This is a genomic window from Campylobacter showae CC57C (assembly GCF_000344295.2).
In the GTDB taxonomy this organism is placed as follows: domain Bacteria; phylum Campylobacterota; class Campylobacteria; order Campylobacterales; family Campylobacteraceae; genus Campylobacter_A; species Campylobacter_A showae_B.
In genome coordinates this window covers 17,787-44,520 of record NZ_AOTD01000211.1, presented here as the reverse complement: position 1 = coordinate 44,520, position 26,734 = coordinate 17,787, and the positions used below count along the sequence as shown (strand labels likewise).

The window sequence follows — 26,734 nt, the reverse complement described above, 5'->3', positions numbered from 1 at the left end:
TTAGATTTTACTCTGTATTATATATCGTCAAATTTAGGATAAAGTTAATGGGTAAAAAATTATTTTACCCTATCGCCGACGTGGCCGTTATATACGATGTCCTTGGCATCGACGTTTTCGTCAAGTAAAATTTCGCTTATCTTACCGCTTTTTTTAATGCTTTCGATATCTTGTTGCAAATCCTCTTGATAGCTGTATATCATCGCGGCTCCTGAGACGCCCTCTACGCCCTCTAGCGCCTTAAAGAGCTCTATCTCGCCGTCTAAATTTTCCGCGCTCATCACGACTACGATCTTGCCGTCTTGCGCGGCGATGACCTCGCAGCCTTTTACTTGCTCGATTCTTTTAGCCACCTCGGCGGCTTCGTTTCCGTCTTTGGTATATACTATCGCACTTGATATGTTCATTTTACGCTCCAAAATTTAACCTCTTTTTCGTACGCGACGCTGATTAGCCTGCCGCTATCGGAGAGGTAAATTTCATTTAAAATTTGCTGTCCGGTTTTTACGGTCGCGAGTTTTGTTTTGCTTGCGATGTCGTAGACCAGGATATCGCTCTCTTCGCCGTTCATGTAGGCTAGAGTTTTGGCGTCGTCGCTAAGCCCCGTCGCATAAACGATAAAATCGGACTTAAAATAGCTCACCGAGCCGTTAAAAACACCCGCTTGTTTGTCGATGCAACCCACGGCTACGACGTCATTTTTATAGTCGATGTCATACATATTGTCTTTAAAGAAATTTATAGTTTGTTCGGTTTGGCGAGTTTTTAGATTGTAGATATAAATCACGCCGCTTTCGGCACCGATAGCGATTTTATCGCGGGTTTTGTTGATCTCAAAATCAACGTAAAGCGCGATGGAAAATTTATGTTTAAAGACCGCTTTTTTGCTCTCTAGATCGATGTAGTAAATTTCATTGCCAAAGTCCGATACTACCGCAGTTTTTTCATCTATAAAAAAGGCTTTTTTAGCAGATTTATTGGCTAGGTGCATATTGCTAACCTCGCTCCAGCTATCGTTTTCTTTTTTAAAAACGTACAAATATCGCTCGTTATAGTCCATCTCTGTTAAAACCAAAAGCATATCGCCCAGCCGGTCGATGCTAAAAATTTTTGCTGGCTCTTCGTCGCTAAAGTGTGTTTTGACCGTGCGAAATTTGATCGGTTCTAAAAATTTATCCGCCTTTATGTCGTAGATATCAAGCTCGCTGCCGTCCGTACCCAGATATAAAATTTCATCTATCAAATTTGAGCTTATCACGTTTGCGCCCGCTTTTATGACCTTATCCGGTTGCGAGATCTCAAGCGGTGCCGCCGCTAAATTTGCGGTCAAATTTAAGCAAAAAATCGCCGTAAAAAATAAAATAAATTTTCTCATAACGTCTCCATTTTGATACTATTCGCGAAGCAAACTTCCATACACTGCGCGCAGCCCGTGCATTTTTGATTTACGCTCGGACGAAAAACGCCTAAAAAATCGATCGCTCTAAATTTGCAAATATCCTGACAGCTACAGCAAATCGTGCCGTTCCACGCAAGACAGCTATGCACGTCGATAAAAATTTTAGCTTCTATAGTAGCCGCGAATTTTAAATTTAAAACCTCTCGTCCCGCCTCTTCGCAAGCGAGCGCGCACTCTTTACAAAAGTTGCATCCCAAGGACTTAAATTTAAAATTTATTCTTTCATTTTCAAAGCTTAAAAGCTCTCTATCGCAAGCACTAACGCAAGGCGCTTCGCAATCAGCACAGTTAAATTCTCCACAAAAATAAGGCGGAGCGATAAATTTTTGAGCGGTTTTGCCGCCCAAAAATTTAGTAAATAGCTCGCGTCTGGATACGCTCACCTAACGCCTTCGTTTAGTACGTCTAACAGATTGGAATGCTGAGACGAGTTAGCATCGCGGTACTCCGGCTTAAAGTTATTTTTAAACTTAGCCTCTACGTTCGCCTGCGGCACGTGGCAAACGGTGCAGTTAAAGCGGTCGTCGCTAAGCTTACCGTCGAGGTCTTTTTTGTTTCTTATGCTATAAAGGTGCGATTTTGGGATCGCAGTCGCGCCGACGTCTTTTGCGACTTCAGGCATATGGCACGTAACGCACATATTATTATCCGCAGTTATCGGTATCAAACCCTCTAAATCATGAGGTATCATCGGCGGTGCGTTTTCAAAAGAACGCTCGTATCTTTGCGCTTCGCCCGCGGCAGGTTTCGTCCAGTTGATATCGGCTAGCTTTACCTCTTCTTCGTCCATAACGTCGTTAGCCGAACGCAAAATGTTTAGATCCTTAGCTTCTTTGCTATCGGCTAATTTTGATTTATTTTTTTGCTCTACTTTTTGAGTTTGTACGGAGCTAGAGGTTTTTTGTTCTTCTTTAGCTTCGGCATATCCCGAAAATACGAGGACGGCGCACGCCAATCCCGCCAAAATTCTCGCCTTCATTGATTTTTCTCCTTTAGTAAATTTCTAATGTTAAATTTGAGCGCGTCGTCATCGCAGACGTCGATACAGCGTCCGCAGCTGATGCACTCGCTCGAGGTTATAAGCCCGCTTTGCTTGCCGATGATGCCGAGCACTTGGTTTTCCGGGCAGATTAGCTTGCATTTCATGCAGTTAGTACAGCTAGCCGCGTCGTGCTTTACTCTGATAAGGGCAAATTTGCCTGCTATCGCGTAAAAAGCGCCCAGCGGGCAAAGCTTTGAGCAGACTAATCTATCACCGATAAACGCGTCTATCGCAAACACCCCAAACGCCACGAATAGCCACAGCGTGCCGCCGTAGATGACGCCGCGCTGAATAATGCCGATAAAGCTAATGCCCTCAAACGCCGGAGCCGAAGTGACTAGCGAGATAAAAAGCGTAAATCCCAAAACGTAATATCTCGCGCTTCTCGTGAAATTTACGAATTTTTTATCTTTATCGTAACCAAGCTTTACTCTGACCCAGCGAGCGGTTTCGGTGATGATATTTACCGGGCAAACCCAGCTGCAAAAAGCGCGCGGAGCGACAATCGCGTAAAAAGCAAACACGATAGCAGCTCCCACAAGCGCGCCCGAAGCGATACTAAAACTAGCTAGATATAGCTGCAAAACGGCAAACGGATCGCTAAGAGGAACGACTCCGAAAAGCAAAGACGAACTGAGATTGCCCTGTAAAATTTTAACTCCGTAGTAGTTGCTCGCAAAAAACAGCCCTAGGATTAAAATTTGACTTATCCTTCTTAAAATCAAATATTTCATAGCAAATCTCCGCTATTTAGATAGTCGTTTAGCTTTTTCTCGTCGGTTTTAAACTCTTTTGGCTCAGCGTCTTTTAGTTTTTTATCAGCGCCCTCGACCCAGCCTTTTACGTACTGTTCGTTGCTAGAGCCCAGTCCGATCTCGCGCGGAAGCACGAAGATAGAAGCTTTTGGCGTCACGCAAACTTGCTCGCACATGCCGCAGCCCGTGCAGTAGTCGGCGTCCACGACCGGTTTAAAAAACGCGTGCTTTTGTGTGCGTTCATTGCGGACGTACTCAAGCCTTAGCGCTTTATCTATCAAAGGACAGGCGCGGTAGCAAGCGTCGCAGCGAAGTCCTTCGTAAGCGATGCAAAAATTCGGATCCAGCACAGCGATACCCATTTGCGCTTTGTTTATATTTAGCTTGCCGTTATCCTCGCTCACTAGCTTTGTATCTAGCGCGCCGGTCGGACAGGCGACCGTGCACGGGATGTCCGGACACATATAGCAAGGGATATTTCGCGGAGTATAAAACGGAGTGCCATAAGGCAATCCGTCGTCTAAATCCGCAAGCTTAAGCGTATCCCAAGGACAGGCTTCTACGCAAAGCCCGCAGCGTATGCACTCGCTAAGGAAATTTTTCTCCTTCAAAGCACCCGGCGGCCTGATGAGTAGAGTTTGGGCTTTAGCCGTCGTTTGCGTACTCCAGATAAAGCCGCCTGCGAGAACCAAACTAATCGCTTTTAACCCAAATTTTAAAGCCTCTCTTCTATTTTGCATTATTAAGCCTTGTAAATTTTAACCGCACATTTTTTATAGTCGGTCTCTTTTGAGATCGGGCAAGTCGCATCTAAGCAGACTTTGTTGATATATACGTTTTCATCGAAAAACGGCACGTACACTAGGCCCGAAGGAGTTTTGTTTCGTCCGCGCAGATCGATTCTTGCTTTTACCTTACCGCGGCGAGACTCGACCCAAACTACGTCGTTATGCTGTAAATTTAGCTTCTGCGCGTCGCCTTCGTGCATGTAGCAAAGCGCTTCAGGTACGGCGCGGTAAAGCTCAGGAACGCGCATAGTCATAGTGCCTGTGTGCCAGTGCTCCAAGACGCGGCCCGTGCATAGCCAGAAAGGATACGTAGTATCAGGCATCTCGCACGGATCCATATAAGGACGGAAGAAAATTTTGGCCTTATTAGCGATAGAAAATTTCTCGTCTCCGCTAGTTACTTTGGTCAAATCGCCTTTTTGCAACTTGGCTTTTTTATTGCCGTAGAATGCAAACTGCTTGCCGTCTTCGGCGTATTTTTTGGCATACGGATCGTATTTGGCGTTAAATCTCCACTGAGTTTCTTTACCGTCTACGACGGGCCACCTTAGTCCGCGCACTTTGTGATAGGTATCAAAGTCCGCCAGATCGTGTCCGTGACCCGAGCCAAATTTGCGGTAGTCTTCCCAAAGATATTTTTGAACGAAAAATCCATAGCCCTCAAACACCTTGCCGTCTGAGCCGACTACTTTTCTGCTGTCGCCAAAAACTTCAGAGTTATCAAAATCTTCCATTACCGAGTCTTTTGCAGGATAACTCTTAGCCTCTTCGTTTGCAAAAAGCACGTCAAATAGCGTATCTTCTTCGCTATAACCCATGGCTTTTGCCTCGTCTAGCACGCTTGGGAGCGTTAGCTTATCGTCCACTTTTTGTTCGCCCCAGACCTCTTTTAGCTTAAAGCGCTTAGCAAATTCCAGCATTTGCCACGTGTCGCTCATCGCTTCGCCTACCGGAAGGACTTGCTGACGCCAGTGCTGCGTTCGGCGCTCGGCATTACCGTACGCGCCCCATTTTTCGTAAATCATCGCAGTAGGCAAGATTAGATCGGCAACCTTAGCCGAGATGCCCGGATACGGATCTGAGACGATGATAAAGTTATCCATCTCGCGAGCGGCTTTGATCCAGTGGTTTGCGTTTGCGGTGTTTTGCCACGGGTTATTTACCTGTACCCACGCCCATTTCATCTTTCCGTCTTCCATATCGCGCATCATTTTTACGTAGTGGGAAGCGACTTTCGGATTTAGCGTGTTTTTAGGCAGTTTCCAAATTTTCTCGCTTATTTCGCGGTGTTCGGCGTTATCTACGACCATATCCGCAGGCAAGCGGTGGACGAAAGTACCGACCTCGCGCGCCGTTCCGCAGGCGCTTGGTTGTCCGGTTAGCGAGAAAGCGCCCTCACCAGGTTTTGCGTGTTTGCCAAGTAGCATATGCACCATATAGGCTTGCTCGTTTACCCAAGTGCCGCGTTGGTGCTGGTTAAAGCCCATAGTCCAAAAGCTGACTACTTTTCTACCTTTTTCGATGTACCAGTCGGCTAGCTGCTTTAGTTTTTTCTTAAATTCTTCCAAATCCTCGTTTGGATCGCCTTTTATTAGCGGAGCGGAGAAATCAAGCGTATAGGGCTTAAGCGCTTCTTTAAATTCTTCAAACGTGATTTGCCAGTGTTTGCCCGCAGTAGCCGTATTTTTATTTTCCATCACGTCACCCTCTTTATAGCCTAGATAGCCCAGAGTCACGCCCTCGTTTTTGCTTAGTTTCTTATGAAGCTCCGTCTCTACGACGTCTTTTTCGTTTGAGTAGTTAGGATGATTTGGATTATTTCTAAGCCCGTAGCCGATATCGGCAGGCCCCGTCGCAAATACGCAGTGGCTATTTTCGTAGTCCCAATCGATGGCTTCAGGATGATTATAAACGATCTCGTGAGCGATGTAGTTCCAGATAGCTACGTCGCTTGAAGGAGCGAAAATAATCTCGGAATCGGCGATATTTGACGTTCTAGTCGAATACGTGCTTAAATTTACGACCTTTACGCGCTCAGGATCGCTTAGCTTCTTATCGCTGACGCGCGCCCAAAGTATCGGGTGCATCTCGGCCATATTCGCACCCCAAGTTATGATAGTATCGGTTAGCTCTATGTCGTCGTAGCAGCCCGCAGGCTCGTCGATACCAAAAGTCTGCATAAAACCCGTAACCGCGCTAGCCATGCAGTGGCGAGCATTCGGGTCTATGGAGTTGCTTCTGATACCCGCTTTCCATAGTTTGACGGCTGCATAACCCTCTAAAATAGTGTATTGACCCGAGCCAAAAACACAGGCTGAATGCACGCCGTTTTTAGCCATGGTTTCTTTATATTTTTCAGCCATGATGTCAAAGGCTTTTTCCCAGCTAATCGGTTTAAATTTGCCCTTTTTGTCAAATTCGCCCTTTTCGTTTACGCGTAAAAGCGGCTGAGTGATACGGTCCGCGCCGTACATGATCTTGGCGTTAAAGTAGCCTTTGATGCAGTTTAGGCCGCGGTTTACCGGCGCTTCAGGGTCGCCCTTGACGGCTACGATTTTGCCTTCTTTGGTTGCGATCATTACGCCGCAGCCCGTTCCGCAAAACCTACATGCAGCCTTATCCCAGCGCCAGCCCTTTTCAGCTGTGTTTTGCGCAGCTGCCATAGAACTAGGCAGCGCTATACCGGCACTCGCGCAAGCAGCCGAAGCGGCGGCGCTTTTTATAAAATCTCGTCGATCCATTTTATCTCCTCGTTTATTTTTCAAGATAGCTCTTAAAAATCAAGCGGATATTAACTGTTACAACCTAAATTTAAGTTGATTAAAAACAATTAGTTCTTTGGCAATATTTGGAATTCAAATTAGGACCAAAATTATCTTTATTTTACATATTTAAGGGGTAAAGCTTGAAATTACGAATAAATATATTTTATTATATTTAGTAAATTTGATATTCTTTTTGATAACAAAACCCATAATATTTCGGAAACTATTTATAAAATATAAATTTAACGTGTAAAATCGTAACATTTTTTCATTGTAAATATAAAGCTATATATCAAGTAGAAAAACAGTGGTCTATTTTTAAATTTAACCTTTTCAAAACGCTAATTTTAGGCTAAATTATCATAGGTATAAAATTGATTAAAATTCAAGACCGTATAGCTCATAAATTAAAAATTTAATCAAATTTGCGTTCTATATTTAAATTTTATTTTTAATTTTTAAAATATAGATATAAATTAAATTTTACCTTTTGTTTTTGGTGATACCCGCACCTTTAAAGCGCAAATTTAAAAACGCGCTGTAAAATTTGCTCAAATTTAGCCAAGGATAAAAAATGCCGCGACCGACGAATAAAATAGACCTGCTAAACGCTTCGGAGACAAATTTCAAAAAGCTTTTGTCGCTAGTTGAAAGTATGAATGAGGCAGAGCAAGAGGCCAAATTTGACTTCGAGGATAGAGATAAATGCGTCCGAGACGTGCTCGCACACCTTTACGAGTGGCACTTGCTTTTGATAAATTTTATCCAAAAAAACCTAAGCGGTGAGCGGGCTTCATTTTTACCGCAGCCGTACAACTGGAAAACCTACCAGCAGATGAACGTACAAATTTGGCGCAAGCACCAAGATATGCCGCTTTGCGAGGCTAAAACTCTGCTGGCGCAAACACACGAAAAAGTGATGCAGCTTACGGCATATTTTAGCGATGAGGAGCTCTTTGCTCGTGGGCATTTTGATTTCACTGGCGACCTAAATCTCGCCTCCTACATCACCAGCAGCGCCTCATCACACTACGACTGGGCGATAAAAAGATAAGAAAGCACAAAAGAAGTCTAAAAACTAGCTTGAGATCTGCCGCTTTACTAGTCAAATTTAGGCAGGCAAATTCGCCAAATTCGGTCGCCCATCGCTTTAAATGCGTCTTAACATTAAGCTAAATTTAGCCAGATTTAGACTTTTAAATTTCAGGAGAACGAATGAAAATAAAATTTTCTCTCATAGCTGCCGTTTTGGCGCTAACGGGATGCGGCGATAACAACATCGATATCGTGAAAAACTACACGCTACCGATAAAAAAATCAATGACGATAGGCACCGCCGTAGACGGGTACAAGGGCTGCCAAAAGGTAAAATGGGAAGACGTTAGCGGAAACGATCTAAAGCTAGTCAAAGTAACTTGCGAGGTTAGTAACGACGTACTTAAGGCGGAATTTGACAAACAAAACGCTCGCTACGAAGAGGCCGTGCAAAAAGCCAAAGACGACGCGCAAAAAAGTCTAGAAAAGACGCTAGAGCGGATAATGAATAACTACAACGAACTAAAAACCGAGGGCAGCAGCGACGCAAACAAAGAGGAGATGCTGGCGTTGGCAAATAAATTTTGCAAATACGACGAAGAAAAAGCAAAGAAAAGTAGCTTCAGTGCGCCCGTAAACTGCGATAACGACGCGATCGCGGACGAGCTCGCAAACAAATACAAGCTAAACGGCAATGCCTTTTTATTTAGCACCTTCGTAAGCCAGTTTCAATGGGTCGCGTTTGATTCGCAACGCCCGCCAAAACCGATATTTTTCGGAGATATGCCAAAACAGATAAACTCGCGCTCGTATGAGCTCAAATTTATCATCAATACCGATAAAACCGTCGATATCGACCGCAAAGCCGTGATGATAGAAAACGGCGAACGCAAGGAGATCGGCAGCGGCGTACTCGGTAAATTTTACGAAAGATAGGCCTTCATTTATAGCTTGCACGGGACAAACGATTTGTCCTTGCAAGCTGTAAATTTGCTTTTATTTTCGGCCGATCCATACAAAGCGCGAAAGTAATTTTAGATCGCTACGGACAAATTTCAGCCTTTAAGTCCACGCTATTTTTTCAAATCTCGTTTTATCAAATTTAACTGTTCTTGATTTTATCTTTTAAATTTAAGTGCAAATTTGCTCAAAAAGATCAAATTTATGCCGGTTTTACGAAGCTAAATTTGCGACAATAAAACAAAATAAAAAGAAATTGCGGACGCGTCAAATTTGCGTCCGCATTAAAAGTAGCTAGTTTAGAAGGTTAAATTTATATCCTACTTGCAACCAAAGCTCGTTGTTGTCGGTCTTTTTAACGGCACCCATAGCGTCAAAGTTTTTTCTCTCAAGAGCCGTGTACGTGACGCTTGCGCTTAGTCCCTTAACCCACGATATATCGTAGCTAGCCTGAGCTGCCCAACCCTTGACGTTCATATGCGTGTTAGCTGCGGTCGGACCGGCGTTGCGATGAGGAGCGTCTTGTTTGCCTTTTACTAGATGCAGTTTTGCTTTTAGGCCTTCGGCACCCGCCTCTTTAAAGTCGTATTCAAACAAAAGCTTATGCGTATTCATGCCCGCATAGCCCGTAAATACGAAAGGTCCGCGGATAGGAAGTAGCGTGTATGAGCCGGGGCCATTACCTAGACCAAACGCCAAGGCGTCGTTATCGCCGACGGTCGTATAAGCATAAGAGGCGCTAAAGCCCACGAAATCATAAATGCCCGCTCTTAGGCCGATCATATTTCCGTCGTAGTTTAGATCTTCTAAGCCTCTTGTAGTGCGAGAGCCCTTATACATCGCGTCAAAACCAAGCTTAAAGTCGCCGACGGGTACTTTGTAGTTAACCTCGGCTAGGTAGAAGTTGATGTCGCCCTGCAAAGCGCCGCGCCTAAGATCGGTCACTCTAGCGTATGCGCCGGTTAGTTTTAGATTCGGGATGCCTTGATTTATGACCGCGCCGGTAAAGATATTATCAAACTCATACGCCACAGGCCCCATGCCGCCGACGATTACTCTGTCTTTAAAATGCGGAGCGCGTCCCTCTTTGCCGCCTGTTACGACGGCACTTCTGCCTTGAAATTTATAATACCAGCCGCCGATCAAAGTTGTGTTTGGTATGTCTTTATTTACGATCGTTAGACCCTCAAATGCCTCTTTAAATGCGCGAGTCGGGTTGCCCGCTACTAGCGGAGTATTTACGTATTGACGGCCGAATTTTATATCGGTCTGGCCTATACCGTAGCCTAGATACGCTTCGGACATTACCGCGCCTTGCGTTCTCCACTCTTTGTCGTATAGAGTGCCGCTTTTTCTCATGCTGTTAAACGGCAAGAAGTTGCCTTGTCCCGTAACGCCGAGCCTAAAGCCGTAAAACGGATCGGTCACGTATCCAAGCTCAAGCTGTATAGACGTCAGCTGCTCGTCGTGTATCGGCGCGCGTTCGTCTTTTTGATCGACGTAGGTAGCCTGGGTCTTGCCCGCTAGTTTTCCTTTGGTAAACGCTTCCCCAAAAGTGTCGGCTGCGTTTGCGGCGCCTAAAAAGCCAAGCGCCAAAACGGCGGCTAAACTTAGTTTTGCTAGTTTCATACAAACTCCTTGGTTAAATTTAGCAAATTTACGTTCCGCAAATTTAATGCGGAACATTAATTTTTTTATTTAAGGATTATAGCACAGAAAATAATAAAATTCGCGTTAGATTTGTGATATTTGCTAAAAATATCGCCGATTTTAGGCAAATTTACACGACGGCGCGCTCTTTAAGCAATGTATAAAGCTTGATCGTCGAGATAAAAAACGTCACGATCGCAGGACCCAAAATAAGCCCCCAAAAGCCAAAGGTCGTTATGCCCGCAATCATCGAAAAAAATAGCAGCAGTTCGTTTATTTTAGTCGGGATTTTGACGAGTCTATCGTTGATAAATTTAATCACGATCGGCTTTAAAAACGTATCTGCGACGATGGAGATCACGACGATGGTATAGACGGCGATGACGATCGCAGCCGCTGTGTTGCCGTTAGCAAACTCGTAAAGGCTAATAGGCCCCCAAGCAAGCAATCCGCCAACGACTGGCACGAGCGAAGTAAAGGCAAAGAGTATGCCCATCAAAAAGCCGTTATAGCCGTAGGAAATCGTGATGATAGCAAAGAGGCAACCCTGCAAAATCGCGTTTATCACGATAGAATAAAGCACGACGCTCATGACGTTGGCCACTTCGCTGAGGATAAACTCGCTCTCGCTCTCCTTCATCGGAAGCGCGCTTTTTAGGTAGCCCACGAGCTCGCTGCCGTAAAGCACCGCAAAAAAGAAAAACACGAGGATAAAAATCATGTCTACGAGAAAATTTACGCTTGATTTTCCGATACCGGCTAAATTTGCGATGAGATTTGCCGAGATGGCCTTGACGTCGATATCGGCGACTATCTCTTTGATTTTTGGTTCTAGAAATTTGATCGGTTCTGGTAGCTGAAATTTGCCGCTTTGAAAATAATCTAGCGTGTTTGTTATGTAGCCGGTGTTAAAGCTCGCCGCGTGTTTAGCCAGCTCGATCACGGCGTACAAAAGCGGCGCGATAAATAGCGAAAACAGCGCAAGCGTGGTAAGAGCCGCCGAGAGCGTCCTTTTGCCCTTGGTTAGCTGTAAAAATTTGACGTTTACGTTTGAGGTGGCGACCGCGAGCAATGCGGCGATAAAGATATTTAGCAAAAATGGCTTAAAAAGGTACACGACCAGCGCCAATGCACAAAGAGCGAAGATGCCGAAAAACACTCGATTATTCATTTTTTTCCTTTGAGGGGCTTATTATATCAGATTTTGCGGGGTTTTGCAGACGGGCAGGTGTGCGGCGGCTTTGGCACGGCTGGGTAAATCAGGCGTAAATTTAGATGCGCGCGGGACAGCGGCGGACATCTAAGCGCATACGGCAAATTTAACGCTATTTTTGGTCGGATCCGGCAAGCTTAAGAGAAAAATTAGGAGGCAAATTTGAGTGCAAGATTAATTGGTTTTTAAGGGGGGGGGATAGAATGCCTTTTTGTATTTCATTTAAAGGAGATTAATGAGCGGTTTTTATCCGTTTGACGTTAAGCCCGAAACGTTTTACGAAAAGGGTGACTTTGAGGTTGTTTATGGTTTTAGCGGTAGTATGGGCGGCTGGCGCGTAGGTATGAGGTGGAAAAGCTCCATGGAGGGCAAAAACGGCTATCCCGTTACTAGAAGCGGCGATCCTTGCTATTTTTTGATTTCCGAGGAGCTTGCTGCAGGGCTTTTAGAAACTTTACCTAGCCTTGGCGAGCCCAAAGACGGGCAAAGAAAAGAAGCTATCAAAAAACTAAAAGGAGAAGACAAATGACGAAGCTAAGTTTAGCGTTAGCTGCGGCGATACTCATAGGCTGCGGCAGCGAAGGAGCAAAGGCGGCGGATGAGGCGCCTCTTGAGGTGCAGGTTAGAGGAGGAGCGGTTATCATAACCTCGCTAGAAGACGGACTTAGGATATATGGACTGATTGTAAACAGGGGAAACTGTCCTGCATTTTGGTATAAAACATCTAAAGATAATAAATATTCTTTTAGGTTTATTGCTAGGAAGGATAAATACAGCGTGGTTGTAAATGACGCTAAAAAACACGAAATGATCGAAACTCTAGCTATACCGGATTTTTACGATAAATACGGCAAGGATAATGCGCTTGAGCTTAATTTTGGAGAGAAAAGCGGAATTAGCGTAAACTGCGATCCTCTAGAAACGCAGATTGAGACAAATAAAGGCACTTGGTCGTTTAGTTTTAGATAAAATTTCAAATTTCGGCGCTTTGGGTTTTTGCTTTTGCGCCGAAATTTACCACCCCATCGCACGATTCCAAGCCGTAAATAAAATCAAATTTTCGCGCGATTTTCGCTCAAATTTTACCAAACCTACGACTTTCGTTTTAAAATTGACAAAATTTCGTAGCGGCTAAATTCACGCCCCTCTTAATTTTCAACAAAAATACGATCAAATTTGACACGCGCGCAAACGACGACGATTTTTATGCTCGTTAAATTTAAACCCGAGATAAAATCCCGAGCAAAAAAGCGATTAAAATTTGACGATTAAAATTTATGGTTGAGCCCAGTTTCCCACCTCAATCCTCAAACAATCCTTTTTGCGCATTGCCGTCAAATTTGAGCTTAAACACCTCGTAGGCTTTGGCGCTAGCTAGCCTGCCTTTTGCCGTGCGCTCGATGTAGCCGTTAGCGAGCAGATAGGGCTCGATCACGTCCTCGACCGTGCCCTCGTCCTCGCTTAGAGCCGCCGCGATCGTGCTTAGCCCCATCGGGCGGCGCTTGGCGGCGAGCAGGATCTCTAGATACTTGATATCCATCTCGTCAAAACCGATGTCGTTTACGCCAAGCGCGTCCAAAGCCTCTTTGGCACGAGGTTGCGAGATGATAGCTTCGTCGTTTACCTCGGCAAAATCTCTTATGCGCTTTAACAGCCGCAGTGCGATCCTAGGCGTAGCGCGCGAGCGAGCAGCGACCTCGAGAGCTGCGGCCTTTTCGCACTCTTTTCCGAGCTTTACCGAGGCGATCTGCACGATACGAGCCAGCTCCTCACGGGTGTAGAACTGCAGCCTAAAATCCATGCCAAATCTATCTCGCAGAGGTGCTGAAATCATACCCGCGCGCGTCGTAGCGCCGATGAGCGTAAATTTAGGCAGGTCGATCTTGATAGTCTGCGCCGCAGGACCGGAGCCTATAATGATATCCAGGCGAAAGTCCTCCATCGCGGGATACAGCACCTCCTCGATCGCGGGGCTTAGGCGGTGTATCTCGTCGATAAACAGCACGTCGCCCTCTTGTAAATTTGTTAGCACCGCCGCCAGATCGCCGCTTTTTTCTATCATGGGTGCGGCCGTCATCTTGATACTCACACCCATTTCGTTTGCGATGATGTGCGCCAGCGTCGTCTTGCCAAGGCCCGGCGGTCCGTAGAAAAGCACGTGGTCCAGGCACTCGCCGCGCTTTTTGGCAGCCTTTATAAATACGCCTAAATTTTGCTTGATTTTTTCCTGCCCGATATAGTCCTCAAAGCGCGTGGGGCGCAGCGACACCTCAAAATCGTTCTCGAAGCTTATTTTTTCTATTTCGACTATTCTATCCATTTTTTCGGCTCTGTTTTTCGTAAATTTGCCGCATTTTACAAAAATTTGGGTAAGTTTTGGCTTTGAGCTTTGTTTAAATTTGACTCGGAGTTCGACAGTAAATTTGGGAGATGAGGTGATTAAATTTGAATAAAAAAAGCAAATTTAAGACGGTAGCGTCAAATTTGGCGCCGTAAAGGCTAGGGTTTTAAAATCAAACAAAGCTTAAATTTATCCGCCTCGCCGAAGCGGATAAATCTCAAAAATCAGCTTAAATTTGACAGAAAAACGGCCGAGCGTCGCCGAAAATCAGCCCGAGCTTAAAACTCCGCTATCCTCGCTTTTAAAAGCTTGCAATCGCTATCGTTGCCAAATTTACACCCCTCCGCGATAGACTCGAATTTTTCGTAAATTTCAATATTTTTTTCGTAGTTTTCAAAACCGAGCGCCCTGCAGCCGTCGTCGTTGCCGAGCTTGCAAGCGCGCGAATAGCCGTCGTACGCGTCATAAACCGCGAACTCCACACCCTGCGCGTGCTCATAAACGTAGCCCAGGGCATAGCAGCCAAGCGCGTTTTTCATGTAGCACGAGGTGTCAAAAGCCTTGTACGCGCTTGCTAGATCGCGCTCCGCTCCAAGACCCTCGTGCATCATCCTGCCGTAGTTGTAGCAGCCCGCGCCGTCAAATTTCCTGCACGCTTTGGCGTATAAATTTACGGACTTTTTGAGATCGTTTTGTGATTCGTAGATGAGGCCGAGGTTGTTGCAAGCCGCTTCAGAGCCTAGCTCGCAGCCTTTTTCGTAGAGGCGAAATATTTTATTTTCATCCTTGGCGCCAAAAACCTCCTTGACGTTTAAAAGCGCCAGATCAAAGCACCCCGTGCCATTTCCCAGCTCGCAAGATTTTTCAAAGAAAAGCTCGGCTTTTTCGTTGCTTTTCTGGGCTCCTAGCCCGCTAAAATGCATACTACCCAGCGCCGCGCAGCTCATCGCGTCGCCCTCCTGGCAAAGCGGCGATAAAATCTTAAAAGCTGCGTCATAGTCGGCATTTTCGATAGCCTGTCTAGCGGCCTCCTCGCGCTTAGAAAATCGCTTCTCGTTCTGCGCTTGCTCGCTTTGCTCGCCAAGACTGTCGATGCCTAGCCCAAAATTCGGATTTGAAGCCGCTAGTGCGCTAAAAAACGTCGCTAAAATCAATAAAATTTTCAAAACTCGCTCCTCGTTTTCAATCCAGTCTTGTTTTGATAGCTAAATTTGCCCGTCAAATTTGACGGGGAACGGGTAAATTTTAAACCAACCTCCGTTCATCAAATTTAACGCCTAAGGACCAAATTTGCCACCTTTTACCGGATGATCAAATTTGCCCCGCCGACGAGATTTGCTCGAAACAAGCTAAAATTTATACTCGAACTCCTTGCTCGGGAAGGTCTTTTCTCTAACCTCACAAGCATAGGCTTCTACCGCAGTTCGCACCAAATTTGCACCGTCGAGATAGCGCTTTACGAATTTAGGCTTAAACTCGTCGAAAAACCCGAGCATATCGCTCCACACGAGCACCTGTCCGTCCACGTCGATACCCGCGCCGATACCGATGATAGGCATCTGCACGCTTTTTGCGACCTTTGCCGCAACCGGACTTAACGTACCCTCGACCACGGCCGAGAACGCTCCAGCACGCTCGAGAGCTTTTGCCTCCTCGATCAAGCGTGCTTCGTCAGCCTCGCTACGTCCTTTTATCTTGTAGCCGCCCTCTTTTCGCACAAACTGAGGCATGAGTCCGATGTGGGCCATCACGTTTATACCCTCGCCCACTAGCCTTTTTACGATAGGAGCGGCTTTTAAACCGCCTTCAAATTTGACTGCGTCCGCACCGGCTTTGATAAATTTAGTCGCGTTTTTTAACGCGGATTTTTCATCCTGATAGCTGCCAAATGGCATATCGGCCACGACAAAAGCGCGCTTTACGCCCTGCAAAACGGCCTTAACGTGATAAAGCGCATCGTCCATTTTTAGGCTTAGCGTGTCTTTTTTGCCGTTAAAACTCATATTTAGACTGTCGCCCACTAAGATAATGTCGACGTAATCATCAAAAAGCCGTGCAAAAAGAGCGTCGTAAGCCGTGATCATAACGATAGGCTCTACACCCTTTTTATTAATTATATCATAAATTGTAACTTTTTTGTCATTTTTTAACATAAATTTCATCCTTAAATTTAGGTATTTTATTTTTAATTTTATCAAAAAAATGATACAATCAGGCCAACAATTTTAAGGAAAATAAATGGGAATACTAAAAAGCCTCGAGATAGACTACTCTTACGATATTGTGGAGGAGTTTTTGTCGCATTACTCCTTGATGTGCGACCTGATGGAACCTCTCATCATCGGGCTAGCTAGAAACGATAGATATAACGCCAACATCAACGAGCTTTTTAGAATTTTTCACAACATAAAATCCGCCTCGAGCTTTATGAAGCTCAATCCGATATTTAAACTAACGACATTAGCAGAGGAAATTTGCGGCGAGGCTAGAGAGCTGCAAGGGCCCGCAAATGACGATTTTGTAGACTGGTTGCTTTTGGTGAGCGATCAGTTTGAAAAATACAAAAACGATATAGAAACCGATGCGGAGTTTTTCGGGGTTTTAGATGCAAACATCGTAAAAATCCCCCAAAAACTAGACGTTTGACAAAAAATACAAAAAATAATATAATCCACAACCTTTAAAACAAGGCTAATTTTAGCCTATTCTTACGGGAGCGACTTGGCTTCGACAGGAGCAGAGCGGTCACGGTGGCACGTCGCTTTGAGCAAAGCGTAAAAAGCTCAAATAAATTTAAACGCAAACAACGTTAACTACGCTCCTGCTTACGCTAAAGCTGCGTAAGTTCAGTTGAGCCTCGCCTAGTCCGATACTAGCTAAGATAACGGCGAGTAACCCTAGCTAGCGTAGGTTGGCGGCCTGACGAGCTGCTAGCCGAAATCTTGTCTTAGTCTAAAATAAGGTTTTGGAAAGTGAGCCCTTTTAGATGAAATTTTCACTTTTGCTAAGCGTGTAGAGGCTGTGATCGGTTTGTTTTTGGACAGGGGTTCGATCCCCCTCGCTTCCACCAAGTGTCATTTTCACGAGATTTCAAAAGCTTTCAAAAAGCCCGAAAATACGAGCTTTAAGCCGCTTTTAGCATTTCATAAGATTTCATACAATATCATACATTTTCAAGAAAATAAGTGTGTTTTTGAGTGTGGGCGACTAAAAACCGAGATTTTTACACACTCAAAAAACGGGCGAAGTGAAAACCCCTAAAAATCGCACGCTTTGACATTATTAAAGTGGAGAATTAAAGAGATACCGAACCCTAGCCCACTTTTTAAAAAGGACTTAAAAAGGCGAGAAAATGGCGACATTTGCGAAAGATAGTCAGCTGAAAAATTATGCGCTTAAAAACGGCAAGGCTAGAGAGTGGATAAAAGATATTTCTACTCCATACCTCTACGTTTATGCGACGCAGACCAAAAACGGCGTAAGCAAGACCTTTATTTTTAGATATGCCGACGAGGAGCGCAAAACCAATCAAATCATCATAGGTAAGTATCCTAGTATCACGCTAGCCGAAGCAAGAGCCAAAGCGACCGAGCTAAAAAGGCTAAAAGAGCGAGGCGAGGACATCAAAAAAGCCGTGATAGCTCAAAAGGCGGTTAAATTTGAGGACGCGGCGCGCGAATGGGTAGAAAAAGAGCAGACAAAAAGCACCTCATCGCTAAGCAGAGAAACGGGGCGGATAAATAACTACCTTATGCCCTATCTAAAAGACGGCGACATTAAAACGCTAACACGCAGAGACTACGCGCAGGTCATCGAGCGCATACAAGAGACCGAAACCAAAAAAGGCATAAGCCACGACACGAGCAAACGCACGTTTAGGCTACTTCGCAAGATTTTAGACCTAGCCGTCAATAAAGGCTACATCGAACATAACCCGACGAGGGATATTATTTTCGCCAATACCTTTAAAACATCAAAATGCGAGAACTTTAGAGCGATAACAGACCCCGAGAGGCTAGGCGAGCTTTTAAGGGCGATTGACGGCTTTAGAGGCTCAAACAGCACCAAGCAGGCGTTAGTATTCGGCGCACACACCTTTTTACGCAGCGCGAACGTCAGAGAGCTAAAATGGCAATACGTTAGCTTTGATAAAAACCTCATCGTATTTCCCGCTAGCGATATGAAAATGGGCGCAGACTTCGCCGTGCCGATCAGCAGGCAAGTAAAAGAGCTTTTAAAAGCTCAATACGAGATAAGGCGGGGCGAGTTTGTATTTCCTAGCGACATAACGAGCCTAAAACCGCTAAGCGAGAATACGCTCAACTACGCACTTAAACGGCTAGGCTTTGGCGATGAGACGGTATTTCACGGGCTAAGGGCGACCGCCTCGACGCTACTAAACGAAAATATCAAACGACACGGCAAAGACGCGGAAATAATAGAACTTTGCCTAGACCACAGAGAGCGCAATAAAATAAAATCAATCTACGACAGAAGCCAAAGACTAGAGGAGCGCGCCGAGCTTATGCAGTGGTGGAGCGATTATTTGGACGAAGTGAAAGGAAAATAAATGGCTAGATTAATTTTATTAGATGAACTTAAAAGCGCATTAGCCAATAGCACGCCCTTATTGCTTATGCAACCAAACATAATTCAAGCCCCGACGCCATTTATTAGTTTTAAATTAAAATTTAAAGCCATTGCAATTACTGAGGCTCTTAGAATTGCAAACAAAAAACACGCCTCTTTTTTTTGGAGTGTATCTAGGGATGAGATTGATAATATACTAGATGACGCAGAAAGCTACTTTTGTTTTTTAGACCATCCAAGCGAAAAAGAAACCATAAAAAACGAAATGACAAAAATGGCTAAACTTTTTTTATCTTATGTTTATGATGATTTTATCTACAAAAATAAACCCCGCACAAAACCCCAAAAAGAGATAATTAAAGATATTAAGATAATAGATGACTTCATAAATTTTTTAATTAACAAAACCACTTTACCCTGCGCTGATTTAATAAAAGCAGGATTAAAATTAAACCTTATTGATTTTTTGCGTCGCCCATTTTCCGATAACGGAACAGAAATTGATAGTGTGCTAGCCGACTTAAAAAATGAAATGGAGAAGATTAAAAAAGATGGGTGCGCCTCAACAGTGGGCGCAGAGATGACGGGCGAGAGATTTACAATAAAAAAAGGCGTCGTCAAGATGGACGCATACTACAAAAAGCCGCCAAGCAGGGCAAAAATAGAAAGCTTTTTATTTACAATAAATAATAAATATGGGCTAAAGGCGACAGACGATATTAGGGAACTAGCCAATTTATTAACAAAGATAAAAGATAAAATAATAACATCCATAAAACCATTAAATTAAAAAATATTCTGAAAAAGTCCAAAAATGGTAAATCCTAGAGAATAACCCAATTTTAGACATTTTCAGAGTTTTACACTATCCGCATTATCTGCTAAATTTTCGCTCATATTCATACGCTAGCAAATGAATAAAAACAACACCTTAGAGGAGTTTTTATTATGAACCTATTAATCACAAAGAACGCCACGCTAAGCCCAAAAGAAACGGCGCAGTATTTAGGCATTTCGACCGCTACGTTATGGCGATTTATGAAACGCGACGATTTCCCGAAGCCAAAACGCTTAACCGAGCGCACTATCCGCTTTTTAAAGAGCGAGCTAGACGCGTATTTACAAGATAGGAGCGCGTAATATGAAAGCCTTTGAAAACGAAACCGAAAAAGGGCTTTATTCGGACTTTGCGCGAATGCTAGGCGAAGTTTATCCGGGCGTCTTAAAATCTGCGATAAGCGACGAGCCTAGCGACTACAAAGAGGGATTAAATCAAGGGCTCGCAGTAGCCTTTAATTTATTTCAAGTCCTACACGAACAGCGCGATCAACCCCAAGCACTCCAAGCCGAAAATCAACGGCTAAGAGAGCGATTTTTTCAAAGGAGCGCAAACAATGAGTAAGCTAGTATTTACGCCTAGCAAACTTTGCTTTAGCGCGGGCGATGAGGTTATGCTAAAGGCTTTTAAAAAGCATTTACATACCTACAAGGTGGCGAGCCTGGACGGCGCCACTCAACCTTTGCTAGATTGCGCTTATGATTTGTTTCATATCGTGCAGACGCAGAGCAAGAGCATAAAAGAGCTAGAAATAAAAGCAGGCATAAGAGAGGAAAATAACCGATGATGCGAAGCAAACATAAAACGGCATTAATAAAAATGATGTGGGACGGAACGGAAATAACCGCGGGAAGAGTATTTGGCATAAGTAACGCCAATCAGTATTTAGTAGAGCTTTTTAGAGAAAAAATCGTTAAATTTAGATGGTGCACGGAAGCAAATACCCCTAAAAGGCGGTTTAAATTATGGCGTATCGACGATTTCCAAAAAGCTAAAAGATATTTAGGGGGCAAAATATGAGCGCAATAGTAGCATTTAACAATCTAAATTTAGAGATTTCGGAGTATCAAGACACTTGGAGTTTATCAAATAAACAAGTAGCCGAGGGATTTGGCGTAAGCGAGGAGGCTATCCGCTCACAAAAAGCTAGGAACGAGTTTAAAGAGGGCGTGCATTTTTATCTGTTGCAAAATGCAACAGATAACGCAAAGCAGACTTTTTGGACTAAAAAAGGCGTAATAACTCTAGGCTTTAAACTGACGGAAACGCCCCAAACCGTAGCTTTTAGAGATTGGGCAAGCGATTACATCTTAACCGGTCACGATCGCCCCGTTACTATTCAAAGCGTATTAGCAGACCCGCGAGCGGCTGCCGATATTCTTTTGAGGCTAGCCGATACGCAGGACGAAGTAAAACGCCTAGAGTGCAAAGTAAAAGCCGATGAGCCTTACGTAGATTTCGCGCGAGCCGTTGAGGTTAGCAAGGGCGATATTAAAATAGGCGAGTATGCGAAAATACTTTGCGATAAAGATAAGGGCATAGACACGGGCGAGATACGTTTATTCGCTCTAATGCGCGAGCTGGGGATTTTAATGCTCAATAACGAGCCTTTGCAAAAATATCTAAATATGGGCTATTTTAGACGCAAGCCGCAGACGTTTACAAAGCCAAACGGCGAGCGCGGGCTAAACCTCATCACTCTAATAACGCCAAGGGGTCAAGTAAAGTTAGCTAAAAAGCTAATCGAGGCGATAAAAGCAAAAAATGCGCCTCAATTAGCAGAGGGTTAATTTTAAAGACTTCTAGGGGGGCGGTTAGTGTCAAGCGAGCCGCCCCCTTTGGATTGTAAAACGTGGAAATATTACCCCAAATTACCCAAATACTAGCTGAAACGCCTAGCATAGCCATAGACACCATACGCGCGAGTTTCCTAAAAAACAGAGTAACGCACAAGCACTACACCAAAATAGAGCTACTTAAAAGCATAGCCAAAAATCACGGCTTGAAGTGGCGAAAAATGCAAGATACAAAAGAGATAAAAATATCCAATCGTTACGAGTTTCGAGGGCTAAAAATAACCGAGCTTTACGAACTCGAAAATCTAAGCATATTCTACGCTACTACAAAAGCCCCGAACGAGTGCAGGCAGCGCGCCGTGATTGAGTTTTACGGGCAAAGCAATATCAAAAGCCCGCCCCGCCCTTTGACCTCGTAGCGGAGCTTTTAAGCGCGGTTAATAACGTCTCGAGTATCGATTTATGTTTCGACCGCCCCGAGCCGTTTAACCTGGACGTATTCGACAAAATCCAAATAGGCGATACGACGTATATAAAAACGGGGCTTACGGCACTAGAGCGCGTTTATTTTTACGACAAAGCCAAAAAGAATAATCTAAATTTACCGCTGTATCGCGCCGAAGCTACCGCCCCGATAATCGACTTAAATAAGCCTGCGTTATTGCCTAGAGCCGAGCGCCTAGAGCTACAATTACGCCAAGCCGTGCGCGATTTTTCGCAAATAATCGACATCGCTACCAAGCAGACCGCGCCGAAGCTCGCATGCAAGGCAAAGAATAACAAAAGAGAGCTAAGGGCGTGATAACCTCTGATAGCTTGTGAAAAGATTTTAAGCCTGATTTTCGTAAAATTTAGCTCAAACACTAAAAAGGCTACTAATGAATAACGAAATATTCGACGAGTGGAACGAGATTAAAAAAGAGCTAGACGGCTCAAAGCAAGGTTACGTAAAAGCAGGTAAAATCTACTGGATAAGCATAGGGCGAAATATCGGCACGGAAATTTACGGTAAAGGCGATAAGTTTTTAAGACCCGTGCTAGTCGTCAAGGCCGTTTTTAAAAAAGCGTTTATCGGCGTGCCGATAAGCCCAAAGACCAAAAACAAAAGCGGTTTTGCGTATCATAAATTTACCGACACCGACGGCAAAGAGCAAGTAGTGCTACTTACGCAAATAAGGCTATTTGACACGAAAAGAGTGATTAATGCGCGCAAAGGCGGAATAACAAGCGAGGATTTTAACGCCGTAAAAGAAAAGCTAAGGGATTTTTTTAGATGATTACCCCGGGTGCTAAGCCCGGGTAGCCGAGTGATTAAACTCAACCCAAATCCAAAGCGGGGGCTTTGGTAATTTTCGAATTATACAACCTAAAGCCTAAAAAGTCAAGTAAAATAAATCTATCTGATAGCTTATGATAGCAAGAGAGTATCAAATAAAGCCGTAATGTTACATCGTAACGCGCCCGTAACCTCATCGCCCGCAAATCAACCCGAATTTACCAAAAACCGCACCCGAACCTTAAGCTATTTTTTGCCCGTTTTATTTACTTTAAGAAACGCTAAAACGTGTATCGCTTTTCGTTGTCACCCGTTATCAACTCCAATAACGAAAAATAAACGGATTTTGACACCTCGATAAAGCGTAAACTAGCACGCACACGGGGCTAGCTCGCACTCGCACAGAGAGTAAAAAAACGCAATTTAAGTTTCAGACCCCCTTAGTATGTAGGGTATCATTTACCTTTCATCCCTCAAAAATCCCGCCTTTTTGATAAATCTTGCCTCTTTCCCTTAAAGTAGCGAGCGAGTGAAACAAGCGAGCGGGGAATAAAATCAAATAGTAGCCATAAGTGTAAAAACCATAGCCTACAATCAACGGAAAGCACTCGCCCCATAAAGACATTAAAAAGAGTTAAAATCAAATAGCTGGCTTTATTTTGCATTTAAATAGGGCAAGGTTATTTTTGATGAATACGCCCCGCCCCTCAAAGGGCGGAGGCGGATAGCTTGACGCGATCAAAAGCTTTTTAGCCTAGTATGTCAGCGCAATTTTGCACCGTCGAGCGAGCAGCCTCAAAATCGTCATTCCACAAAAAAATGGAACGCAAAACCAAGCCGGGTATTTGCCATTCTCAAAAAAGAGAAACACACAAGAACCTTAACCGCATAGCCAAAGCGATGAGGTAGATTTAATCTAGCCCATAGGCGCATTATGCCCTAAGTCAAATTTAGCCCATAGGCGCAAAGTAAAAGGATGTAACCACTACTGACACCCCCCCTGAGTTTAAAGGGGGTGGCATTCAATTCACCCCCTTTTTTTGGATTTCACGAAAAAACGAAAACGGACTTATTCAAGAAAATCTGAAAAAGGGTTATCCACAAAAAAGAGGAAAACCTAACCAACGCAATTTTACGTCCGTTAAAGCTAGATGAGAAACAATCAAGCATAAAAGCTAGGTAAGTTTAACATAGGGAGCTTATTTACGTAAATGACAAGGTGTTTTAGGTTTCTTAACCAACGCAATTTTACGTCCGTTAAAAGCTAGGCAAGCTACCGAGATCAGAAAACGGCATTTTTAGTCACAAATAGATCGCAAAGCCTTAATAAACCGAAGTTATGAACCGCGATCGGAGCTAGGGGAATTAATACCGGTAGCTGGGTATATTTAATCTAGGTAGCTATCGGAGAGGGATTTAAAGCGGTAGGGTTTAGGCGTCAATATCAAGGCTTTTAAACATTTCGCCTATTTTGTCGAAATTGCCAGCCTTAATGTAGTTAATAAGCCAGCTCTCGACCCAATACGGCACATTTTGAGAACCGCCCCAATTGTTAACCGAGCTTGGCAAAACTCCGACCAATTCGGCAAACTCTTTTTTAGAGAGATTGGCGCGCTTAAGCAAGCTATTAAACTCTTTTTTATCCATACCGTAGCCTTTTCATACTTATTCGATTATGCAATTATACCAAAAACTATTTAAATAAGTATTTAAAGACTTGACAAGATATTTATTTAAGTGTATAATATGCCATATTAATACTTAAATAAGTAACTTACCACAAAGGAGACCCAATGCAACCAACCAGACAGAAATTTACCGAGTATCTATCCAGCTACCAATTTAAGCTAAACGATACCGACGAGGACGTGAGCTACAAGGTGCTTGACTGCGCTTGTGATTTATTCTGCGCTTTAGAAGCTTTAGCAAAAAATCATAAGATACTAGAGGCTAAATACAAAGCTGAACAAGAAAAGCGCGAGGATTTGCAAAGAGCGATCAGGCTTTACGGCATAGATAGGCTAAGTAAAAAAGACCTATTGATAAAAGCAAGACCTAGTTTTTAGAAAGGAGACCCCATGCAATTAACATTCGACATAGCCGACGAGCTAGACTTAACAAACGAGATACCAAGCGCGCTAAATGCAATAAGCACGCTAGTGTATTCTTTGCCTTATCTGCAAAAAGGCGTAGGAACCAATGCCGCCGCAATGGCAAACGCCTCTTATTTCCTAAGCGTGGCGATAGACGACGTAGCCCAGGCGGTGCGAGATTATGCAGATAATAAAATAGCCGAACAAAGAAAGGAGATAAAGAAATGCTAATACTAGCCAACCAGGACAGACCGACGACCAAAGAGGGCTTTAACGCCCTTATCAGACAAAATAGCGGCGGCAGCGATGAGGTAAGCGAGCAAATAATATACAACGTGGGCTATTTAGTCTATTGTAGCAATATTTATGCGCTAAGACGGCTAAAAGAAAGCGAGAATGCGCGCCTAAATTTGCTAGCCGATAAGATGATACTAAAAAGCGAGAACGAAAGGCTGCATAGCAGGATAAAAGAGCTAATCGAAATTAACGACGAACTTCAAGACGAGCTAAACGAGAGGGGGCTAGAGATAGAAAATTTAAACGAGGAACTAACCCAAAGGAGCGAACAATGAATAAAAGAGACTTTAACCAAGCTTTGAGGTATTTAACTAAGGGCGCAGACGCGCCCAGCTACTCTCAGTTAAAAGATTTCGCTTTTAGGTTATGGACTAGCTTACATAAGCGAGGTATCGAGCTAAACCGGGCAAGAGGCGACAAGGCGCGCGAAGCATTTCAAGCAGAGGTAGCAAAGAGAGAAGCAAAGGGAATGTCAGACGCCTTATTTGAAACGGGCTTACAAGCATACCGCCTTTTTAATTATTATGCCAAAGAGTGCGAAAAGCTAGAGGAGCAAATAAAGCACCTAAGCGAGCTAAACGACAGGCTACAAGAGCAAATCACGCCAAAAGGTAGCTACACGTGGCATAGCGATCTAAAAGGTGCGTAGGCTTATCAAAGGGGGCTTAATAGTCCTCTTGAATAAGCTTATTTTATCGGACACCCCCCCCCGCCCTATTTCTCCGTAGCGTATCATACAACCGGGACGCACTGTGACGACTTGTCGCAGTGAAATTATTACGCCTCCTTTTTTTATGGAAGCGTAGCCGAGCAGCCGAGACCTCATCACAAACCAACAAACACCCCGATACACGTTAAAATACCTCTAAACGCTAAAAAAGGCAAACAATGGAGCTATTAACGCCAAAGCAGGTGGGGCAAATTTTAAACTTATCGCAAAGCACGCTTACTAAAATGAGAAGCGACAAATACAAAGACCGCTTTAACTTCGTTTTGCCCTTTATCAAGATAGGGCGCGCCGTAAGATACGAACGCGAAGCGGTAAATCAAGCCGTAAGCGAGCTAAAGGCGGTAAAATGAAAATAACGCCCGAAGTAAGAGCGCAGATATTAGCCAAGCATAAAGCAGGAATGAGCCAAAGAGCACTACAAAAGCTTTTTAATCTCAGCGCAGGCGCGATAAATAACATCACTAAGGGCATAAGCCAAAACCTAAAAAGCACGATAGCCAAAGGCACGCAGTATCTAACCGAACTATCCGATCTAAACGAATACGAACGCGAAGCCGTGACGCAGGTAGTAAGCGATAACGCAAGGGCGGTAACTTTTTTTAAGCAAACGGCGATCAAAAATCAAATAATGGCTAATAGGCTACTACAAGAAGCGGGCGATCTGGGCGACATTGAATTACATAGCAGGATAACGGCTAGAAACAAAGAGACCATACTAGGTAAAAATTACGAGCTACAAGAGCAAGGCACGTTATTTGCCCCTACTCAAATCATAATAAAGCGCGACGATTGAAAACATACGACATAGACCTATTTTATGAGTTATCGCTATTTTTCAAAGACGACTTACGCCTTATGGCTCACGCCGTAGCATACAAGCTAAATTTAGACCCTAAAACGATTTACAAGGATTTTTCATTTGGGCGATACAAGGATGAATATTTAAAAGCTTTGCTAGACGTGAGCGATAACCCAAAAGAAGCTTATTTAAATTTACTGATGAGGTTTAGAGATAAAAGCCCGATATTTGAGCGTGACGACTTTGCGAACGCAGAAGCTTACAGCGTATTTAATAGGGAATACAAAAAGAAGTAAAGGGCGGCAGG

The 26,734-nt window shown here is 44.0% G+C and carries 35 protein-coding genes and 1 other RNA gene; 23 read left to right on the top strand and 13 right to left on the bottom strand.

What is annotated here, in order from left to right; genetic code table 11:
- Positions 1–59: 59 nt before the first annotated feature.
- The 7 genes from H740_RS08140 to napA are packed head-to-tail and all read right to left on the bottom strand — an operon-like array spanning position 60 to position 6,785.
- Positions 60–407 carry a chaperone NapD gene (locus tag H740_RS08140; RefSeq protein ID WP_002953138.1) on the bottom strand — a complete coding sequence of 116 codons (348 nt, stop codon included), beginning with the start codon at positions 405–407 and terminating at the stop codon, positions 60–62.
- Positions 404–1,375 (bottom strand): WD40 repeat domain-containing protein, encoded by a 972-nt coding sequence (locus H740_RS08135; protein WP_002953137.1) that lies wholly within the window; start codon positions 1,373–1,375, stop codon positions 404–406. Before H740_RS08135 ends, H740_RS08140 begins: the two co-directional genes overlap by 4 nt.
- Positions 1,372–1,842, bottom strand: a complete 471-nt coding sequence (locus H740_RS08130; RefSeq protein WP_002953136.1) for a 4Fe-4S dicluster domain-containing protein — start codon at positions 1,840–1,842, stop codon at positions 1,372–1,374. Before H740_RS08130 ends, H740_RS08135 begins: the two co-directional genes overlap by 4 nt.
- Positions 1,839–2,438: a nitrate reductase cytochrome c-type subunit gene (locus H740_RS08125; RefSeq protein ID WP_002953135.1), complete on the bottom strand. Its 600-nt coding sequence runs from the start codon at positions 2,436–2,438 to the stop codon at positions 1,839–1,841. Before H740_RS08125 ends, H740_RS08130 begins: the two co-directional genes overlap by 4 nt.
- A complete protein-coding gene (gene napH, locus H740_RS08120) occupies positions 2,435–3,235 on the bottom strand; it encodes a quinol dehydrogenase ferredoxin subunit NapH (RefSeq protein WP_002953132.1) in 801 nt (266 codons plus the stop codon). Before napH ends, H740_RS08125 begins: the two co-directional genes overlap by 4 nt.
- Positions 3,232–3,996: a ferredoxin-type protein NapG gene (gene napG / locus H740_RS08115; RefSeq protein WP_002953129.1), complete on the bottom strand. Its 765-nt coding sequence runs from the start codon at positions 3,994–3,996 to the stop codon at positions 3,232–3,234. Before napG ends, napH begins: the two co-directional genes overlap by 4 nt.
- Positions 3,997–3,998: 2 nt before the next feature.
- The gene (gene napA, locus H740_RS08110; protein WP_002953128.1) at positions 3,999–6,785 is read right to left on the bottom strand and encodes a nitrate reductase catalytic subunit NapA; all 2,787 of its coding nucleotides are present in this window, start codon (positions 6,783–6,785) and stop codon (positions 3,999–4,001) included.
- Positions 6,786–7,383: 598 nt separating this feature from the next.
- Between napA and H740_RS08105 the strand changes: the two genes are divergently transcribed.
- Together H740_RS08105 and H740_RS08100 are read left to right on the top strand one after the other, a co-directional pair.
- Positions 7,384–7,863 (top strand): ClbS/DfsB family four-helix bundle protein, encoded by a 480-nt coding sequence (locus tag H740_RS08105; protein WP_002953124.1) that lies wholly within the window; start codon positions 7,384–7,386, stop codon positions 7,861–7,863.
- 161 nt (positions 7,864–8,024) lie between these two features.
- Positions 8,025–8,780 carry a hypothetical protein gene (locus tag H740_RS08100; protein WP_002953122.1) on the top strand — a complete coding sequence of 252 codons (756 nt, stop codon included), beginning with the start codon at positions 8,025–8,027 and terminating at the stop codon, positions 8,778–8,780.
- 318 nt (positions 8,781–9,098) lie between these two features.
- On the opposite strand, the gene H740_RS08095 is transcribed toward H740_RS08100, so the two are convergent.
- The gene (locus tag H740_RS08095; RefSeq protein WP_002953120.1) at positions 9,099–10,433 is read right to left on the bottom strand and encodes an OprD family outer membrane porin; all 1,335 of its coding nucleotides are present in this window, start codon (positions 10,431–10,433) and stop codon (positions 9,099–9,101) included.
- Positions 10,434–10,584: 151 nt separating this feature from the next.
- Entirely contained in the window at positions 10,585–11,625 is a 1,041-nt protein-coding gene (locus H740_RS08090; RefSeq protein ID WP_002953119.1) for an AI-2E family transporter, read from the bottom strand.
- A gap of 277 nt (positions 11,626–11,902) precedes the next feature.
- Between H740_RS08090 and H740_RS08085 the strand changes: the two genes are divergently transcribed.
- Together H740_RS08085 and H740_RS08080 are read left to right on the top strand one after the other, a co-directional pair.
- Positions 11,903–12,196, top strand: coding sequence for a hypothetical protein (locus tag H740_RS08085; protein ID WP_002953117.1), 294 nt, complete (start codon positions 11,903–11,905; stop codon positions 12,194–12,196).
- Positions 12,193–12,636: a hypothetical protein gene (locus H740_RS08080; protein ID WP_002953115.1), complete on the top strand. Its 444-nt coding sequence runs from the start codon at positions 12,193–12,195 to the stop codon at positions 12,634–12,636. The genes H740_RS08085 and H740_RS08080 overlap by 4 nt, the downstream gene beginning before the upstream one ends.
- A 331-nt stretch (positions 12,637–12,967) precedes the next feature.
- Here H740_RS08080 and ruvB read toward each other — a convergent pair whose 3' ends face one another.
- The 3 genes from ruvB to panB all read right to left on the bottom strand — a co-directional run bounded on the left by ruvB (position 12,968) and on the right by panB (position 16,161).
- Positions 12,968–13,987: a Holliday junction branch migration DNA helicase RuvB gene (gene ruvB / locus H740_RS08075; RefSeq protein WP_002953114.1), complete on the bottom strand. Its 1,020-nt coding sequence runs from the start codon at positions 13,985–13,987 to the stop codon at positions 12,968–12,970.
- A 299-nt stretch (positions 13,988–14,286) separates the two neighbouring features.
- A complete protein-coding gene (locus H740_RS08070) occupies positions 14,287–15,174 on the bottom strand; it encodes a tetratricopeptide repeat protein (RefSeq protein ID WP_002953111.1) in 888 nt (295 codons plus the stop codon).
- Between the two features lie 183 nt (positions 15,175–15,357).
- Positions 15,358–16,161 carry a 3-methyl-2-oxobutanoate hydroxymethyltransferase gene (gene panB / locus H740_RS08065; protein WP_002953108.1) on the bottom strand — a complete coding sequence of 268 codons (804 nt, stop codon included), beginning with the start codon at positions 16,159–16,161 and terminating at the stop codon, positions 15,358–15,360.
- Between the two features lie 85 nt (positions 16,162–16,246).
- Between panB and H740_RS08060 the strand changes: the two genes are divergently transcribed.
- The 12 genes from H740_RS08060 to H740_RS08015 all read left to right on the top strand — a co-directional run bounded on the left by H740_RS08060 (position 16,247) and on the right by H740_RS08015 (position 22,509).
- Positions 16,247–16,654, top strand: a complete 408-nt coding sequence (locus H740_RS08060; RefSeq protein WP_002953104.1) for an Hpt domain-containing protein — start codon at positions 16,247–16,249, stop codon at positions 16,652–16,654.
- A gap of 66 nt (positions 16,655–16,720) precedes the next feature.
- Positions 16,721–17,078, top strand: a transfer-messenger RNA (tmRNA) gene (gene ssrA, locus H740_RS11545).
- A gap of 282 nt (positions 17,079–17,360) precedes the next feature.
- Complete coding sequence (locus tag H740_RS08055; protein WP_002953103.1) at positions 17,361–18,578, top strand: tyrosine-type recombinase/integrase; 1,218 nt, start codon at positions 17,361–17,363, stop codon at positions 18,576–18,578.
- Positions 18,579–19,388, top strand: a complete 810-nt coding sequence (locus H740_RS08050) for a hypothetical protein (RefSeq protein ID WP_002953101.1) — start codon at positions 18,579–18,581, stop codon at positions 19,386–19,388.
- Positions 19,389–19,546: 158 nt separating this feature from the next.
- Complete coding sequence (locus H740_RS08045; protein WP_002953098.1) at positions 19,547–19,738, top strand: helix-turn-helix transcriptional regulator; 192 nt, start codon at positions 19,547–19,549, stop codon at positions 19,736–19,738.
- A 1-nt stretch (position 19,739) separates the two neighbouring features.
- Complete coding sequence (locus H740_RS08040) at positions 19,740–20,000, top strand: hypothetical protein (protein WP_002953095.1); 261 nt, start codon at positions 19,740–19,742, stop codon at positions 19,998–20,000.
- Entirely contained in the window at positions 19,993–20,223 is a 231-nt protein-coding gene (locus tag H740_RS08035) for a hypothetical protein (protein WP_002953093.1), read from the top strand. Before H740_RS08040 ends, H740_RS08035 begins: the two co-directional genes overlap by 8 nt.
- On the top strand, positions 20,220–20,456 hold the full coding sequence (locus H740_RS08030) for a hypothetical protein (RefSeq protein WP_002953090.1): 237 nt from the start codon (positions 20,220–20,222) through the stop codon (positions 20,454–20,456). The genes H740_RS08035 and H740_RS08030 overlap by 4 nt, the downstream gene beginning before the upstream one ends.
- The gene (locus H740_RS08025; RefSeq protein WP_002953089.1) at positions 20,453–21,226 is read left to right on the top strand and encodes a phage antirepressor KilAC domain-containing protein; all 774 of its coding nucleotides are present in this window, start codon (positions 20,453–20,455) and stop codon (positions 21,224–21,226) included. Before H740_RS08030 ends, H740_RS08025 begins: the two co-directional genes overlap by 4 nt.
- A 62-nt stretch (positions 21,227–21,288) precedes the next feature.
- Positions 21,289–21,651: a hypothetical protein gene (locus H740_RS12225; protein ID WP_002953087.1), complete on the top strand. Its 363-nt coding sequence runs from the start codon at positions 21,289–21,291 to the stop codon at positions 21,649–21,651.
- Positions 21,652–21,893: 242 nt separating this feature from the next.
- Positions 21,894–22,034: a hypothetical protein gene (locus H740_RS12220; protein WP_231679335.1), complete on the top strand. Its 141-nt coding sequence runs from the start codon at positions 21,894–21,896 to the stop codon at positions 22,032–22,034.
- A gap of 76 nt (positions 22,035–22,110) precedes the next feature.
- A complete protein-coding gene (locus H740_RS08015) occupies positions 22,111–22,509 on the top strand; it encodes a type II toxin-antitoxin system PemK/MazF family toxin (protein ID WP_002953085.1) in 399 nt (132 codons plus the stop codon).
- A gap of 1,430 nt (positions 22,510–23,939) precedes the next feature.
- Here the strand turns inward: H740_RS08015 and H740_RS08010 are convergent.
- Complete coding sequence (locus tag H740_RS08010; protein WP_002953083.1) at positions 23,940–24,155, bottom strand: helix-turn-helix domain-containing protein; 216 nt, start codon at positions 24,153–24,155, stop codon at positions 23,940–23,942.
- Between the two features lie 146 nt (positions 24,156–24,301).
- Here H740_RS08010 and H740_RS08005 point away from each other — a divergent pair, with 146 nt between their 5' ends.
- The 7 genes from H740_RS08005 to H740_RS07975 all read left to right on the top strand — a co-directional run bounded on the left by H740_RS08005 (position 24,302) and on the right by H740_RS07975 (position 26,723).
- On the top strand, positions 24,302–24,574 hold the full coding sequence (locus tag H740_RS08005) for a hypothetical protein (protein ID WP_002953081.1): 273 nt from the start codon (positions 24,302–24,304) through the stop codon (positions 24,572–24,574).
- Positions 24,575–24,586: 12 nt separating this feature from the next.
- Positions 24,587–24,832, top strand: coding sequence for a hypothetical protein (locus H740_RS08000; RefSeq protein WP_002953079.1), 246 nt, complete (start codon positions 24,587–24,589; stop codon positions 24,830–24,832).
- Positions 24,826–25,173 (top strand): hypothetical protein, encoded by a 348-nt coding sequence (locus H740_RS07995; RefSeq protein ID WP_002953077.1) that lies wholly within the window; start codon positions 24,826–24,828, stop codon positions 25,171–25,173. Before H740_RS08000 ends, H740_RS07995 begins: the two co-directional genes overlap by 7 nt.
- A complete protein-coding gene (locus H740_RS07990; protein WP_002953075.1) occupies positions 25,170–25,547 on the top strand; it encodes a hypothetical protein in 378 nt (125 codons plus the stop codon). Before H740_RS07995 ends, H740_RS07990 begins: the two co-directional genes overlap by 4 nt.
- Before the next feature lie 239 nt (positions 25,548–25,786).
- Positions 25,787–25,978 (top strand): helix-turn-helix domain-containing protein, encoded by a 192-nt coding sequence (locus H740_RS07985; protein ID WP_002953074.1) that lies wholly within the window; start codon positions 25,787–25,789, stop codon positions 25,976–25,978.
- Positions 25,975–26,421 (top strand): hypothetical protein, encoded by a 447-nt coding sequence (locus H740_RS07980; RefSeq protein WP_002953073.1) that lies wholly within the window; start codon positions 25,975–25,977, stop codon positions 26,419–26,421. The genes H740_RS07985 and H740_RS07980 overlap by 4 nt, the downstream gene beginning before the upstream one ends.
- Entirely contained in the window at positions 26,418–26,723 is a 306-nt protein-coding gene (locus H740_RS07975) for a hypothetical protein (protein ID WP_002953072.1), read from the top strand. Before H740_RS07980 ends, H740_RS07975 begins: the two co-directional genes overlap by 4 nt.
- The last annotated feature ends 11 nt before the right edge of the window (positions 26,724–26,734 follow it).